Origin of the sequence: Herbiconiux sp. (genome assembly GCF_023264895.1) — a bacterium.
Lineage (GTDB): Bacteria > Actinomycetota > Actinomycetes > Actinomycetales > Microbacteriaceae > Herbiconiux.
In genome coordinates, this window is sequence record NZ_JAHFUY010000054.1 from 15,289 (window position 1) to 29,649 (window position 14,361).

Consider the following 14,361-nt stretch of genomic DNA (forward strand, 5'->3'; position numbering starts at 1 on the left):
GCGGCTGGGCTTGCCCGCCTGGGTGCGCGTTCGGGTGCCGCGCGTAGGGTCGGAGCATGAGCTACGTGCAGCCCGGAGAGTTCGACCGCGACACCAACTACATCGAGGACCGCATCACCCGCGACGCCCGCGACGGCTGGCCCGTGGAGGCCGGCCGCTACCGGCTGGTGGCGGCGCGCGCGTGCCCCTGGGCGAACCGCACGGTCATCGTGCGCCGGCTGCTCGGACTCGAGGATGCCATCTCGCTCGGGCTCCCCGGCCCCACGCACGACGAGCGCAGCTGGACCTTCGACCTCGACCCGGGTGGCGTCGATCCGGTGCTGGGCATCTCGCGACTGCAGGAGGCCTACTTCGCGCGGTTCCGCGACTACCCGCGCGGCATCACGGTGCCGGCGATCGTCGACGTGCCGACCGGGCGCGTGGTCACGAACGACTATCCCCAGATCACGCTCGACTTCTCCACCGAGTGGGGAGCCTTCCACCGTGCGGGGGCGCCCGACCTCTATCCGGATGCGCTCCGGGCCGAGATCGACGAGGTCAACGACGGCGTCTTCCGCGACGTGAACAACGGCGTCTACCGCGCCGGGTTCGCCGGATCGCAGGAGGCCTACGAGCGGGCGTACGAGCGGCTGTTCTCCCGGCTCGACGCCCTCACCGCCCGGCTGACGTCGCAGCGCTACCTCGTGGGCGACACCATCACCGAGGCCGACGTGCGCCTGTTCACGACCCTCGCGCGCTTCGACGCCGTCTACCACGGGCACTTCAAGTGCAACCGGTCGAAGCTCAGCGAGATGCCGGTGCTGTGGGCCTACGCGCGCGACCTCTTCCAGACGCCGGGCTTCGGCGACACGATCGACTTCGGCCAGATCAAGGACCACTACTACAAGGTGCACCGCGACATCAATCCGACCGGGGTGGTGCCCCTCGGTCCGGATCCGCGGGGCTGGCTCACGCCGCACCACCGCGAGCAGCTCGGCGGCCGTCCCTTCGGCGACGGCACCCCGCCGCCCCCGCCGCCCGCGACCGAGCGCGTGCCGCCCCTCGCGGCGGCCTGACCGCGCCTCGCACTCGCCCGCGCCGACCTGACTCCTCCGACTTGACAGTAGTTGCGCCCAAACCCGTCGACTTGACACAAGATGTGCCAAGTCGGGGCTTTTGCGCGCAACTACTGTCAAGTCGGGGCGGGCTGAGGGGCGGGGTGGAGACCCTAGGCTGAACGGATGAGCGAACTGCCCGCGAATCGCCCGCTGCGCCGACTCGGGTTCCTCACGATCGGGGTGTTCGACCCCGCCGACCCGGTCGCGGGCCACGAGGCCACGCTCGAGTCGATCGCCCTCGGCGAGCGCCTCGGCTTCGACAGCGCCTGGCTGCGATCGCGGCACCTGCAGCACGGCATCTCGTCGCCCGTGGCGGTGATGGCGGCGGCGTCGCAGCGCACGACGCGCATCGAGCTCGGCACCGCGGTGGTGCCGATCGGCCTCGAGAACCCGTTCCGGCTCGCGGAGGACCTCGCGACCGTCGACCTCCTCTCCCACGGCCGCATCAACCCGGGCTTCTCGGCCGGCACGCCGATGAACCTCGACCTCTTCCGCGACGCGATCTACCCCGACACGCACGAGCAGGAGCAGTTCGGCTACGAGCGGCTCCTGCGCTTCCGCGGGTTCGTGCGGGGTGACGCCGTGCTGGAGGAGGCACCCACCCGCGGCATCGAGGTGTTCGCGAACACCGTGCAGCCGCACTCGGCCGGGCTCGCCTCCCGCCTCTGGTACGGCGCCGGGAGTCTCGCGTCGGCGCGCTGGGCGGGCGAGAACGGGTTCCACCTGCTCACTTCGAGCGTGGTGCAGGGCGAGCACGGCGACGACTTCGCCGAGAACCAGTGGCGACAGGTGCAGGAGTACCACGCGGCGCATCCGCTCGGTGACCGGGCGCGGGTCTCGCAGGGGCTCGTCGTGATCCCGACCGACTCGGCGACCCCGGCGCAGAAAGAGCGGTACGCCGCGTACGTCGCGTCCCGGGCCGGCCGCGTGGGCGTTCCGCACGGTCCGAAGCGGATGCTGTTCGCCGCCGATCTCGTCGGGCCCTCCGCCGACATCGCCGAGGCGCTGCTGGCCGATCCGACGTTCCGGGCGGTGGAGGAGGTCGCGTTCGCGCTGCCGTTCTCGTTCGAGCCCGAGGACTATGTGCAGCTCCTGCACGACATCGCGGAGCAGCTGGCGCCGTTGCTCGGCTGGGGGCCGGGCCGTGCCGGGTAGCGCCAACTGCGCGAAAACCGCGTTCTTGGCGCAGTTGGCGCTACCCCGTGGGAGGTTCTGAGCAGCTGGCGCTACCCGGGGCCGATCGCGAGCTACGAGAGGATGTCCTTCGTCGCGAAGCGACCGTAGGCGAGCGCTCCGAAGACCGCGACGTAGGCCAGCTGCAGCACGGCGTTGGCGCCGAACGACGACCACTCGATCGGCTGCCGCAGCAGGTCGGCGAAATCGAGCCAGTGGTAGGTGAAGAGCCACGGATGCAGCCACTCGAGCTGCGAGAGCTGCCCCACCACCTGCGCCACGATCGACACCACGACCGTGGCGGCCATCGCGCCGACCGGTGCATCCGTGAGCGTCGAGATGAACAGGCCGATGGCGGAGAGCCCGAGCAGTCCGAGGGTGATGTAGAGCGCGATGAGCAGGGAGCGCAGCAGCGATTCGCCGACGCTCACGGTGTCGCCGGAAACGAGGGCGACGGGGCCCACCGGGAAGAGTGCGAGCCCGATCAGGATGCCGGCGATCGACACGGTGAGGGTGGCCGCAAGGCAGAAGACGGCGGCCGCGGCGAACTTGACGACGAGCAGACGGATGCGCCCCACCGGCGACACGAGCAGGTAGCGCAGCGTGCCGGTGCCGGCCTCGCCCGCGATGGAGTCGCCCGCCACCACTCCGACCGTGAGCGGGAGGAACAGGGGTATGGCGACGACGAGAGCGGTCACGCCCACGAAGAGCCCGTTCTGGGTGATGCGGTCGAGGAAGGCCGGGCCACCACCCCCGCCGTTCCCGTCGTCGGTGAGGCGGATGGCGACGGCGATCAGCACGGGCACGGCGGCGAGCGCGAGGAGCATGGCCCAGGTGCGGCGCCGGCGGAAGAGCACCGAGAGCTCGGAGAGGAAGAAGCCCCAGCCGAGAGCCCGGCGGGGGCGCACGGGAGCGGTGGTGTCACTGGACAACGTCGAACCCCTCTCCGGTCAGCTCGACGAAGAGGTCTTCGAGCGAGGCGCGCTCGACCGCGAAGCCGCGCACGCGCACCCCGTCGGCCACGAGGGCCGCGACGACGGCCTCGGCCGGGACGGTCTCGGGGAGTTCCCCCTCGAGCGGAGTGCTCTCGGCGGGGTCCGGGGCGGGGTGGATGCCAGGGTCGGTGGTGGTGCGGTCTGCGGGGTGGGACGCCTCGAACGTCGCCGGAGCCGGAGCGGGAGCGGGAGCGGGAGCCTGGCGCACGCCGAGCCGGGAGAGCGTGGCCGCCGCGGTCGGAGCATCCGGTGTCGCCACCGTGAGGCGGAGGTGGGTGCGGCCGGCTCCGCGCAGGTCGTCGAGAGCGCCCTGGGCCACGAGACGGCCAGCGCGCATCACCGCGACGTGCGAGCACATCTGCTCGATCTCGGAGAGCAGGTGGCTCGAGACGAACACCGTGGTGCCCTCGGCGGCGAGCGAGCGGATGAGGGTGCGCACCTCGCGCGTGCCCTGCGGGTCGAGGCCGTTGGTGGGCTCGTCGAGCACGATCAGTTCGCGCGGGGTGAGGAGGGCGTTGGCGATGCCGAGGCGCTGCTTCATGCCGAGCGAGTAGGCGCGGACCTTCTTGCCGGCCGCGGAGGACAGGCCGACCCGGTCGAGGGCGCGCTCGACCCGGGCCTTCCGGGTGGATGCTGACGCGAAGCCGTCGGCGCTGTCAAGCCGGTGCAGGTTGGCGCGGCCGGAGAGGAAGGGGTAGAAGCCCGGACCCTCGATCAGCGCGCCCACCGCGGGGAGCACCCGCGCGAGGTTCGACGGCATCTCGTGCCCGAGCACGCGCACCTCACCCGACGAGGCGGATGCGAGCCCGAGGAGCATGCGGATGGTGGTGGTCTTGCCCGATCCGTTCGGGCCGAGGAAGCCGAAGACCGACCCCCGCGGCACCGCGAGGTCGATGCCGTCGACCACCGTGGAGCGCCCGAACCGCTTCGTCAGGCCCGTGGTGCGGATGGCGAATTCGGCGGGGTCGGTGTCTGGCGCGGCCGAGGCAGCCGGGGTGGTGGAAGCGACCGGATCGACGTGGCCGAGAGGATCGGCGCGGAGGGCCGGACCTGCGGGCGCTGCCGCATCGGCCGGCGCAACCGGAGCGGCGCGAGCGGCCGGATCGGTCACTCGGCCGCCGCGGCCTGCTGCAGGAGCTCGGCCGGGACCGCTCCGGCGAGCAGTCGGCCGTCGTCGGTGAGCAGCACGGAGACGAGCGCCGTCTGCAGCACGCTGCCGCCTTCGACGGGGGTGGCGAGCTGCGAGAACAGGGGGTTCGAGGTGATCTCGGTGAGATCGCCGCCGAGGGCCGTCTCCACGATCGAGCTCCAGCCCTCGCCCGTGACGGTGGGCTCGCGGTCCTGGTGGCCCGCGGCATCGCTCGCGTCGTCATCCGTGCCGGTGCCGTCGTGACCGGGAGCGTCGAGCTCCTTCTCCGTCACCTCGGTTCCGGCAGGGGGCGTGAAGTCGAACAGGTCTGCGGAGGGCGTGTCGAGCGATAGATCGGTGAAGCCCACCTCGAATGCCGCGCTGGATGCACCGCGCGCGAAGACCTGCACCTCGAGGGGCATGCCCGTCTCGGCGTCGACGGCGATCGTGACCGAGCCGACCAGGGTGTCATCGGTGCGCGGGGTCAGCACGAGCGAGTAGGCGTCGCGACCCGCGACCGTCTGCTCGGAGCCGAGCGAGACATCCGTCGACGGATCGACCGAGTCCAGGAAGCGCGAAGCGAGCTCGTCGGGCGTGGGGACCGTTCCGTCGGCTCCGGGGAACGAGCCCTCCGGCGTCGCGCCGCCGTCGTGCGACGGGAGGGTGGCGTGCACGGCGCTCTGCTCGTCGGAGTCGTAGAGCCAGAGGTCGTCGCCGTTCCGCACCGCGTCGCGCTCGGCGAGCGTGTCGAGCACCTGCACGCGCAGCCGCTCGGGCCCATCGACGTAGATGCGGGCGGTGTGGCTGCCCGTGGCGAGCTCGAGAGCGCTGGACACGGCTGCGCCTGAATCATCCGACGCCCCGGAACCGCTCGACAGGGCGGAGACATCCGGCAGCCCCAGGTCGGAGCTCTGCTCGAGCGTTCCGGAGAACGCCTCGACCTCGGACGAGCCGACCAGCGCCAGCACCTCCTGCGGCGTCTTCTCCGGCAGGTCGGCGGAGGCCGTGGCCGCGACGCCACCTGTGACGGCGACGGCGACGACCACTGCAGGCACGGCGACGGCGGGGATCCAGCGATGCCAGGTGCGGTTCACGAGCAGCTTCTCTCAAGGGGGTGCGGGCAATGTTGAGCGGGCGGCGGCCGGGTGGCCTGCGCGATGATGCGACGGTACGCCTGAAGTCCGTGAATAGGCTTCACGGATTATCCCCAGAGCCGCGCGGCGCATCCGTTCTCCACAGGTTCGGACACCGACCCGCCCCCGGGTGTGCGGCCGGTAGAATCGACCCGCATCCCTCCCCCGCTATTCAAGGAGCCCTGGCCGCGTGAGCATTGCCGATACCGTCGAGAACGCCATCGCGACCCCCGAGCGTGAGCAGCCCTACGAGGCGCTCGGCCTGAAGGCCGACGAGTACGTGAAGATCCGCGAGATCCTGGGCCGGCGCCCCACGAGCGGCGAGCTGGCCATGTACTCGGTCATGTGGAGCGAGCACTGCTCCTACAAGTCGTCGAAGATCTACCTCCGTCAGTTCGGCGAGAAGGTCAGCCCGGCCATGAAGAAGAACCTCATGGTGGGCATGGGCGAGAACGCCGGCGTGGTCGACGTCGGCGAGGGCTGGGCCGTCACCTTCAAGGTCGAGAGCCACAACCACCCCTCCTACATCGAGCCCTTCCAGGGTGCGGCCACGGGCGTCGGCGGCATCGTGCGCGACATCATCTCGATGGGCGCGCGCCCGGTGGCGGTCATGGACCAGCTGCGCTTCGGCGACATCGACGAGCCCGACACGGCGCGCGTGGTGCACGGCGTCACGAGCGGCATATCGTTCTACGGCAACTGCCTGGGCCTGCCGAACATCGGCGGCGAGACCTACTTCGACAAGGTCTACCAGGGCAACCCGCTCGTCAACGCGCTCTCGGTCGGCGTGCTCCGGCACGAAGACCTGCACCTCGCCAACGCCCGCGGCGTGGGCAACAAGGTCGTGCTCTTCGGTGCCCGCACGGGTGGAGACGGCATCGGCGGGGCGTCGATCCTCGCCTCCGACACGTTCTCGGCCGGCGGCCCCACCAAGCGCCCCGCCGTGCAGGTGGGCGATCCGTTCGCCGAGAAGGTGCTCATCGAGTGCTGCCTAGAGCTGTTCAAGGGGGAGCTCGTCGAGGGCATACAAGACCTCGGGGCGGCCGGCATCTCGTGCGCCACCTCGGAGCTCGCCTCCAACGGCGACGGCGGCATGTTCATCGAGCTCGAGAAGGTGCTGCTCCGCGACCCCACGCTCACGGCCGAGGAGATCCTCATGTCCGAGAGCCAGGAGCGCATGATGGCGGTCGTGAAGCCCGAGAAGCTCGAGGGCTTCCTCGCGGTCACGGCGAAGTGGGATGTCGAGACGAGCGTGCTCGGCGAGGTCACCGACACCGGCCGCCTCGTCATCAACTGGCACGGCGAGGAGATCGTCAACGTCGAGCCGCGCACCGTGGCCGTCGACGGGCCAGTCTACGAGCGCCCGGTCGCCTACCCCGCGTGGCTCGACACCCTGCAGGCCGACTCCGCCTCGCGCCTCCCCCGCTCGACCTCGGGCGAAGACCTGCGCTCGGAGTTCCTGCAGCTCGTCGCCTCGCCGAACATGGCGTCGAAGGAGTGGATCACCAACCAGTACGACCGCTACGTGCTCGGCAACACGGCGCTCTCCTTCCCCGACGACGGCGGGATGATCCGGGTCGACGAGGAGTCGGGCCTCGGCTTCGCGCTGGCCTCCGACGCCAACGGCCGCTACTGCCAGCTCGACCCCTACCGCGGGGCGCAGCTCGCCCTCGCCGAGGCGTTCCGCAACGTGGCCGTCACGGGGGCCACCCCTGTCGCCGTCTCGGACTGCCTCAACTTCGGCAGCCCGGAGAACCCCGAGGTCATGTGGCAGTTCTCGAAGGCGGTCGAAGGCCTGGCCGACGGATGCCTCGAGCTCGAGATCCCGGTCACCGGCGGCAACGTCTCGTTCTACAACCAGACCGGTTCGCAGCCCATCCACCCCACTCCCGTGGTGGCCGTGCTCGGTGTGATCGACGATGTCGCGCGCCGCGTTCCTTCGGGCTGGCAGGACGAGGGGTCGAACCTCTACCTGCTCGGCACCACCCGCTCTGAGCTCGACGGCTCGGCCTGGGCCGGCGTCATCCACGACCATCTCGGCGGTCTGCCCCCTCAGGTCTCGCTGCCCGACGAGGCGGCGCTCGCCGAGCTGCTGCGCGCCGGAGCGGTCGAGGGACTCATCGACTCCGCGCACGACCTCAGCGACGGCGGGCTCGCGCAGACCCTCGCCGAGTCGGTGCTGCGGTTCGGCATCGGCGCCCGGGTGTGGCTCGACGAGATCATCGAGCGCGACGGCGTCTCCGCATCCGACGCCCTGTTCAGCGAGTCGACCGCACGCGTGCTCGTGTCGGTGCCGCGGGAGGACGACGTGAAGTTCAAGGGGCTGTGCGCCGGTCGCTCGATCCCGGTGCTCCGCATCGGGGTCACGGATGCGGAGTCGGGCTCGCTCGAAGTGCAGGACCTCTTCGAGGTGCCGCTGCCCGAGCTCGCGGGCGCCCACACGGCCACGCTGCCGGGCCGCTTCGGGCCCGTCGTCGGGGGCTGACGGCCGGAGGGGGCCGCGGGGGAACCGTCGCGGGCGCCTGTCGTCGGCTGGCCGCCGGGAGGCGCCGCTGCTGACCCGACGTGGGCGTGGTCGGAGGCACGACTAAGGCCCTGTCGTCAGCGCCGAAGGCTGGCGGCACAGCGCTCTTCAGTCAGCCGACGCGGCGTGCGCGCTCGATGACGACTTCCGTCCACGATCCGCCGCGTTCTCCGGACATCGCCAAACCTGCCGCCATCCGCCCTGTCTACGCGAGCGGTGCGCCTCACGATTGGCGTTGCCCGCGCTGTGACGGTTCGAAACCGCACTCGTCGCGTCATCCGCGTCGGTCAGCCGCCCGATGCCGGCGCGAGGTGCGCTTTCGAACCGCAGGCGGCGACCCAGGGCCGGACGACGGGCGTCAGATGTCTTCGCCGTCAGCGATGCGCTCGTGGTGGTGGATGACCTCGGCCACGATGAAGTTCAGGAACTTCTCGGCGAAGCCGGGGTCGAGATGCGCCTCCTCGGCGAGCGAGCGCAGGCGCTTGATCTGTCGGGCCTCGCGCTCGAGATCGGCGGGTGGCAGCCCGTGCTCGGCCTTCAGACGGCCGACGCTCTGCGTGAACTTGAAGCGCTCCGCGAGCATGTGGATGAGTGCCGCGTCGATGTTGTCGATCGACTGGCGGATGCTCTCCAGGCGGGCGAGGACGGCCTCGTCGGTGGCTTCGGTCATGACTAAACTCTAGCCAGCTTCGGCCCCGGCCGACTTCGTGCGGCGCTGCGGCAGCCGCAGTCGCCCCTGAGCGAGCAGGATGCCGAGGAAGACGAGGGCGGCACCGACGGGCGCGTTCCAGGTGAGGGTCTCGCCGAGCAGCAGGATGCCGAGGGCCACCCCCACCACCGGAGTGAGGTAGGTGACCGTGGAGGTGGCGGTCGGGCCCCAGTCGTTGAGCACCTTCATGTACCAGTAGTAGGCCACCCCGGTGCCGGCGATGCCGAGCACGAGCAGGCTGCCGACGACCTGCGGCTCCAGGCTGATCGGCCCCACGGCCACGAACGGCGTGAGGACGAGGAGGATCGCGGCTCCCATGCCCACCTGCAGGAACGCCGCCGTGAGACCCGTCACCGGATGCCGGTTGGTGATGAAGCGGCGGATGTAGCCGAAGGTGAACCCGTAGCAGATGGCCGATCCGAGGCAGGCGAGCTGACCGGCGAGCTCGAGCAGCAGGTCGCCGTGGGCGGCGCCTGCAGATCCGCCGGCACCCGCGTCGCTTCCGAGTGCGGTGAGGAAGGTCCACGGTCCGATGATGATGACGACGCCGATGATGCCGGCGACCACGCCCAGAACCCGATCCCGGCCCAGTCGCTCGACCCGGAACGCGAGCGTCACCATGAGCGCGGTCGTGATCGGGGTCACGGCGTTGTAGATGCTCGCGAGGCCCGAGGTGACGTACTGCTCGGCCCAGGCGAAGAGGAGGAACGGGATGGCGCATCCGAATGCCCCGATGACGATGAAGTGGAGGTAGACCGCGCGGCCTTTCGGCAGGCGCGTGCGCGTGACCACGAGGAGGACGGCGAGGGTGAGGGCGCCGAGGACCAGTCTGGTCCAGGCGACCTGGCCGAACGAGACCCCCTCGAGAGCCACCTTCATGAAGAGGAAGCTCGCTCCCCAGATGAGCCCCAGCGCCGAGAACTGGAGGGCGGTGGAGAAGCGATTGCGGGGCACCCGCAGACACTACCGCTTCGGGGCGGGGAGAGGGGGCGGGGGGTGATGTCGACGAGAGGAATGGCAGTCGGCTGCGCGGAGAATGGCAGTCTTCGGGGCCGCGTGGGGGTGACCGGTTCTGCCGGCCAGGGTGGCGGCGCGGGCTTCAGCGGATGGCAGACCGGCGCCGGCTGGTGGGCCGGCGCCGGGATCCGCTACTCGACGACGGAGACCGTGACCTCGATGTTGCCGCGGGTGGCGTTGGAGTACGGGCAGATGGTGTGCGCCTTGTCGGCGACCTGCTTGGCCTCCTCGGGGCTGACGTTCGGGACGTAGACGTCGAGCTCGACCTCGAGTCCGAAGCCGCCCTCGCCGTTGCTGCCGATGCCTACGCTCGCCGAGACGGCGGCGTCGGTGGTGTCGAGCTTCAGTTCGCGCCCGGCGGCGTGCACCGCACCGAGGAAGCAGGCCGAGTAGCCCGCGGCGAAGAGCTGCTCGGGGTTGGTTCCCTCGCCGGATCCGCCCATCTCCTTCGGGGGGCGGGTGTCGAAGTCGAGACGGTCGTCTTCGCTCCGGACGTGACCGTCGCGGCCTCCACCGGAGGCATGGGCGATTGCAGTGTAGATGGCTTCCATGGTGCTAGTTCACCACTGATCGGGCTCGCGCACCATCCGTTCGGCCGACGTTCTGCAAGCTGTCAGCACGCGTTCAAGCCGTGCGCGAGTTCTGCACAGGCACGCCGCCGCCCTGGTTCTCCACACGTTGCTCCAGACCCGCCCGAACCGCCGGCCAGTCGTCGATGATGATCGAGAACACGGCGGAGTCCCTCCAGCTTCCGTCGGCGCGAGGCAGGTCGCGCCGGCTGATGCCCTCGAAGGTCGCGCCGAGCCGGGCGATCGCCGCCCGGGAACGTTCGTTGCGCACGTCGGCCTGGATCTTGATGCGACCGAAGCCGTGCTCGAACGCGAGAGTCAGAAGGAGGAGCTTTGCTTCAGGGTTCACGACCGTGCCCCAGACGCCGGGGTCGTACGCCGTCCAGCCGATGTGGGCGTATTCGAGGGCCGGATCGATGTCACCGAGGGTCGTCGTGCCCACCAGCCGGCCGTCGTCCGGCCCGCCCACGAGGCGGATGATGTAGGCGTTTCCGCCCTCCCACTGGTAGTAGGTCTCGGCCCAGTCGGCGAAGGCCTCCGGCGTGGGGCGGTAGCCCTCGGGCCCGCCGCCGTATCCGCTCGCGAAGACCTCGGGGTGGCCGATCGCGGCATGCAGCTCGGGCAGGGCTTCGCGCGAAAGGGGTTCGAGGCGGATGTAGCGGCCCTGGATCGGGGCGTGCTCGGGGAGCGTGGCGGCCATGCCTCCAGTCTGGCATCGCGGGATGCCGTGTCCGTAGCATGGGCGCATGGCGGGAGATGATGTGGGAGCGGCAGGGTCTCGTGAGCGGTTCTTCGAGGTGCCTCGGCTGGCCGGGCGGCTCGCGGTGCTCGAGCCGTTGCATCCGTCTCACGCCGAGGAGCTCGCCGAGGAGGTGGCTCCGATCCACGACGTCTGGTTCACGCGGCTTCCGTCGCCGGACGGCATGGCGGCGGAGATCGACCGCCGACTCGAGCGGCACGCATCCGGACTCGTCGTGCCCTGGACCGTCAGGCGGGTGTCGGACGGGCGCGCGATTGGCATGACCACCTACCTCAACATCCGTCCGGACGACAGACGACTGGAGATCGGTTCCACGTGGATCGCGCCGAGCGCCCAGGGCACGGGCCTCAACAAAGAGGTCAAGCTGCTGCAGCTCGAGCGCGCCTTCGACGAGCTCGACTGCATCGCCGTCGAACTGCGCACGCACTGGCACAATCGGCGCTCCCGGGCGGCGATCGCGGCTCTCGGCGCGAAGCAGGACGGCGTCCTCCGCCACCACGACCTCTGGCGCGACGGCACCGTGCGCGACGTCGTGGTCTTCTCGATCATCGCCCCCGAGTGGCCCACCGTTCGCCTCGGCCTGACCGAACACCTCAGCCACCTGCCCTGAGCGCCTCCGCCCCCACAAAGGACCTCCGCCCCCGCATGCGCGCTTCCGACCCCGCCTGAGCGCCTCCGCTCCCACCGAGCGGCGCCGCTCCTGGCGGGGCTGTGCCACGATGGTCCCATGGGCAGTGCCGCCATGTTCTTCCACTCCGCCACCGCGTTCCACGACCTCGTCACGAGGATCCCGGACGACCGGTGGGACTCGCCTGCGCTCGGCGACTGGACGGTGCGCTCGCTCGTCGGCCACACCACCCGCGCCATCCTCACGGTGGAGAGCTACCTGCTGCTCGACGACCCCGGCTTCCCGAGCGTGCCGAACGCCGAGAACTACTACGCCCGCGTCTACAGCGACCTCACCGACCCCGCCGCCGTCGCCGCCCGCGGCGTCGAGGCGGGCATCTGGCTCGGCGACGACCCCGCCCGCTCCATCGCCGACGCGATCACCCGCGCCACCGCCCTCGTCGACACCGCGCCCGCGGAGCGCATCGTGTCGATCGGCGGCCTCGGCATAGAGCTCGGCGAATACCTCCGCACCCGGATCTTCGAACTCGTCGTGCACTCCCTCGACATCTCCCGCGCCACGGGCCTCCCGCACGGCCAGTCGCCCGAGGCCGTCGCCGCCACACTCACGCTCGCCTCCGGAGTCGCCGCCGCCCGCGGAGACGGCGACCTCCTCCTCCTCGCCCTCACGGGCCGCACCACCCTGCCGGCCGGCTACTCCCTGGTCTGAGCAGAACCACCCGGGAGATCTCCACAACTCCACCACCGCTCCCGCATCGGCCACGTCGGCCCGCTCCACCTGTCGGCCTCCCTTCCGACTCGCTGTTCCCGACGCGACGTGCCACCCACCCGCGATCCCATCAGCCCTGTGCCCGATTCGCACTGAGCGGCGACCGAGCGGGAGACTCTCGTGCTCCCGCTCACGCCACCCCACCCGGCAACCACCGGAGCCCGCCACCCGCGCTCAGTCGAGCGACCCCGGCTCCAGCTCCGCCAGCACCGTGCGCAGTGCCGCGACCACCGCAGACCGCGACTCCCCCTCGACCCCCGCGAACAGCTCGCGCTCCACGGCCAGCAGTTCCGGAAACACGCGATCGATCAGCTCCTCCCCCCGCGACGTGAGGGCGATGAGCGCGCTCCTCCCGTCGTCGGGATTGCGGGTGCGCTGCACGAGCGTCCGCCCCTCGAGCGCCTTGAGTCTCTTCGTCGTGGCAGGCCCGGTGGCGAGGGAGATCGTGCGCAGTTCGCCCGGTCGCTGCGGCCCACCCGCTCGACGGAGCGCCGAGAGCAGGTCGAACTCTCCGCGCGTGAGCTCGTAGCGCGCCAAGAACTCGTCGCCGCGCCGCGTGATGAGCGCAGCACTCCTGAGGATGCGCCCCGCCACGTCGATCACCGCGGTGTCGACCGACGGATCGAGCCGCCGCCAGTCAGCGCGGATGCGGTCCACGACATCGTCCGACTCGGTCATCCGCCCACTCTACGATGATTCACGAGTAAACTACTTTCGTTCCGGTCGACGGCGACCCCGCCTTCTCACGAGAGCCGCCATGCCCGAGTCCCCCGCCGTTCCGCCCGCGCCGATCCGCCTGCTGCCGCACCCCCGCCGCCTCGTCGAGCTCGGCCCCCACAACGGCGCCCACCGCGTGGCCATCCGCGCCGGCATCGCCATCGCCGTGCCCCTCGTCACGCTCTACCTCACCGGCCACATCGACCTAGCGCTCTACGCCGTCTTCGGCGCGTTCACCGCCCTCTACGGCCGCTCGCACACCCACCTCACCCGGCTCCGGATGCAGGCCACCGCCGGGCTCGCGCTCGTCGCCTGCGTGGTCATCGGCACCGCCATCGGCGTCTCGCCCTCCCGCGAATGGCTCGTGGTGCCGGTCGCCGCCGTCGTCGCAGGCGTCGCGACCGTGCTCTCGGACGCCCTCCACTGGCATCCGCCCGGCGCCCTCTTCTTCGTGTTCGCGTTGGCCGCGTGCGCCTCGGTGCCGTCGGAACCGCGCCAGATCCTCATCGCGTTCCTCCTCGCCGCGGCGAGCGCCGTCTTCGCCCTCGTGGTCTCGACGGCCGGCCTCGCGCTTCCGGCCGCCCGTCGGCGCACGCCCACGAACATCGTGCCCTCGCTGGGCCGCGCGCTCGCCCGGCCTGGAGCACTCGTCAAGGTGCTGAGCGTGGTGGCGGCGGTGGCCGTCGCCGGCGCCGTTCCCACGGCGACGGGGCTCGGGCATCCGTACTGGGCCATGGTGTCGGCGGTCGCGGCGCTGTCGGCAGCGGATGTCACGGGCCACCTCGTGCGCGCCGGCCACCGCGTGCTCGGCACCTTCGCCGGCCTCGCTCTCGCCGCCGCCCTGCTGGCGGTGAGTTCGAACGCGCTCGTGCTGATCGTGTTCGTGGTGCTGCTGCAGATGGCGGCCGAGCTCTTCGTGCTGCGCAACTACGGCCTCACGATGGTGTTCGTGACGCCCCTCGCGCTCATCATGTCGTACCTCGCCTTCCCGCACGACGAGTGGGCGCTCGTCCGCGACCGCGCGCTCGAGACCCTCCTCGGAGCCGCCGTCGGCATCGCGGTGAGCCTCACCGCCGCGGCCCTCGCCCGCGCCGCGCCTTCCCGCGGCAGCCGCGCGCCGCGCGCCTGACAGCCGGCCCACG

Annotated in this window: 14 protein-coding genes; 6 read left to right on the forward strand and 8 right to left on the reverse strand. The window is 71.1% G+C overall.

Annotation, left to right across the window (positions count from 1 at the left end; translation table 11 throughout):
* Positions 1 to 56: 56 nt before the first annotated feature.
* Together Q0D57_RS11330 and Q0D57_RS11335 are read left to right on the forward strand one after the other, a co-directional pair.
* The gene (locus Q0D57_RS11330) at positions 57 to 1,055 is read left to right on the forward strand and encodes a glutathione S-transferase C-terminal domain-containing protein (RefSeq protein ID WP_291043370.1); all 999 of its coding nucleotides are present in this window, start codon (positions 57 to 59) and stop codon (positions 1,053 to 1,055) included.
* Between the two features lie 174 nt (positions 1,056 to 1,229).
* Positions 1,230 to 2,252 carry an LLM class flavin-dependent oxidoreductase gene (locus Q0D57_RS11335; RefSeq protein WP_291043405.1) on the forward strand — a complete coding sequence of 341 codons (1,023 nt, stop codon included), beginning with the start codon at positions 1,230 to 1,232 and terminating at the stop codon, positions 2,250 to 2,252.
* A gap of 92 nt (positions 2,253 to 2,344) precedes the next feature.
* Here the strand turns inward: Q0D57_RS11335 and Q0D57_RS11340 are convergent, their stop codons facing one another.
* The 3 genes from Q0D57_RS11340 to Q0D57_RS11350 form a co-directional block, all read right to left on the reverse strand.
* The gene (locus tag Q0D57_RS11340) at positions 2,345 to 3,178 is read right to left on the reverse strand and encodes an ABC transporter permease subunit (protein ID WP_291043408.1); all 834 of its coding nucleotides are present in this window, start codon (positions 3,176 to 3,178) and stop codon (positions 2,345 to 2,347) included.
* A gap of 13 nt (positions 3,179 to 3,191) precedes the next feature.
* Entirely contained in the window at positions 3,192 to 4,214 is a 1,023-nt protein-coding gene (locus tag Q0D57_RS11345) for an ABC transporter ATP-binding protein (protein WP_291043411.1), read from the reverse strand.
* Positions 4,215 to 4,372: 158 nt separating this feature from the next.
* Positions 4,373 to 5,488 carry a DUF2092 domain-containing protein gene (locus Q0D57_RS11350; protein WP_291043374.1) on the reverse strand — a complete coding sequence of 372 codons (1,116 nt, stop codon included), beginning with the start codon at positions 5,486 to 5,488 and terminating at the stop codon, positions 4,373 to 4,375.
* A gap of 229 nt (positions 5,489 to 5,717) precedes the next feature.
* On the opposite strand from Q0D57_RS11350, the gene purL reads away from it, so the two are divergent.
* Positions 5,718 to 8,012 (forward strand): phosphoribosylformylglycinamidine synthase subunit PurL, encoded by a 2,295-nt coding sequence (gene purL, locus Q0D57_RS11355; protein ID WP_291043377.1) that lies wholly within the window; start codon positions 5,718 to 5,720, stop codon positions 8,010 to 8,012.
* Between the two features lie 397 nt (positions 8,013 to 8,409).
* Here purL and Q0D57_RS11360 read toward each other — a convergent pair whose 3' ends face one another.
* The 4 genes from Q0D57_RS11360 to Q0D57_RS11375 form a co-directional block, all read right to left on the reverse strand.
* Complete coding sequence (locus tag Q0D57_RS11360; RefSeq protein ID WP_291043380.1) at positions 8,410 to 8,721, reverse strand: chorismate mutase; 312 nt, start codon at positions 8,719 to 8,721, stop codon at positions 8,410 to 8,412.
* A gap of 9 nt (positions 8,722 to 8,730) precedes the next feature.
* On the reverse strand, positions 8,731 to 9,714 hold the full coding sequence (locus Q0D57_RS11365; protein ID WP_291043383.1) for a DMT family transporter: 984 nt from the start codon (positions 9,712 to 9,714) through the stop codon (positions 8,731 to 8,733).
* Positions 9,715 to 9,908: 194 nt separating this feature from the next.
* The gene (locus tag Q0D57_RS11370; protein WP_259525817.1) at positions 9,909 to 10,328 is read right to left on the reverse strand and encodes an organic hydroperoxide resistance protein; all 420 of its coding nucleotides are present in this window, start codon (positions 10,326 to 10,328) and stop codon (positions 9,909 to 9,911) included.
* Positions 10,329 to 10,401: 73 nt separating this feature from the next.
* Entirely contained in the window at positions 10,402 to 11,046 is a 645-nt protein-coding gene (locus Q0D57_RS11375; RefSeq protein WP_291043389.1) for a GNAT family protein, read from the reverse strand.
* Positions 11,047 to 11,092: 46 nt separating this feature from the next.
* On the opposite strand from Q0D57_RS11375, the gene Q0D57_RS11380 reads away from it, so the two are divergent.
* Positions 11,093 to 11,716, forward strand: a complete 624-nt coding sequence (locus Q0D57_RS11380) for a GNAT family protein (RefSeq protein WP_291043392.1) — start codon at positions 11,093 to 11,095, stop codon at positions 11,714 to 11,716.
* Between the two features lie 117 nt (positions 11,717 to 11,833).
* Complete coding sequence (locus Q0D57_RS11385; protein WP_291043395.1) at positions 11,834 to 12,442, forward strand: maleylpyruvate isomerase family mycothiol-dependent enzyme; 609 nt, start codon at positions 11,834 to 11,836, stop codon at positions 12,440 to 12,442.
* 234 nt (positions 12,443 to 12,676) lie between these two features.
* Here Q0D57_RS11385 and Q0D57_RS11390 read toward each other — a convergent pair whose 3' ends face one another.
* Positions 12,677 to 13,180, reverse strand: coding sequence for a MarR family transcriptional regulator (locus Q0D57_RS11390; RefSeq protein ID WP_291043398.1), 504 nt, complete (start codon positions 13,178 to 13,180; stop codon positions 12,677 to 12,679).
* 79 nt (positions 13,181 to 13,259) lie between these two features.
* On the opposite strand from Q0D57_RS11390, the gene Q0D57_RS11395 reads away from it, so the two are divergent.
* The gene (locus Q0D57_RS11395) at positions 13,260 to 14,348 is read left to right on the forward strand and encodes an FUSC family protein (protein WP_291043401.1); all 1,089 of its coding nucleotides are present in this window, start codon (positions 13,260 to 13,262) and stop codon (positions 14,346 to 14,348) included.
* The last annotated feature ends 13 nt before the right edge of the window (positions 14,349 to 14,361 follow it).

Bases quoted from the DNA above. Each gene is read 5' to 3' on its own strand.
- Q0D57_RS11330 (WP_291043370.1), top strand. From the start codon at position 57: ATGAGCTACGTGCAGCCCGGAGAGTTCGACCGCGACACCAACTACATC.
- Q0D57_RS11360 (WP_291043380.1), bottom strand. From the start codon at position 8,721: ATGACCGAAGCCACCGACGAGGCCGTCCTCGCCCGCCTGGAGAGCATC.
- Q0D57_RS11370 (WP_259525817.1), bottom strand. From the start codon at position 10,328: ATGGAAGCCATCTACACTGCAATCGCCCATGCCTCCGGTGGAGGCCGC.
- Q0D57_RS11375 (WP_291043389.1), bottom strand. From the start codon at position 11,046: ATGGCCGCCACGCTCCCCGAGCACGCCCCGATCCAGGGCCGCTACATC.
- Q0D57_RS11380 (WP_291043392.1), top strand. From the start codon at position 11,093: ATGGCGGGAGATGATGTGGGAGCGGCAGGGTCTCGTGAGCGGTTCTTC.
- Q0D57_RS11385 (WP_291043395.1), top strand. From the start codon at position 11,834: ATGGGCAGTGCCGCCATGTTCTTCCACTCCGCCACCGCGTTCCACGAC.
- Q0D57_RS11390 (WP_291043398.1), bottom strand. From the start codon at position 13,180: ATGACCGAGTCGGACGATGTCGTGGACCGCATCCGCGCTGACTGGCGG.
- Q0D57_RS11395 (WP_291043401.1), top strand. From the start codon at position 13,260: ATGCCCGAGTCCCCCGCCGTTCCGCCCGCGCCGATCCGCCTGCTGCCG.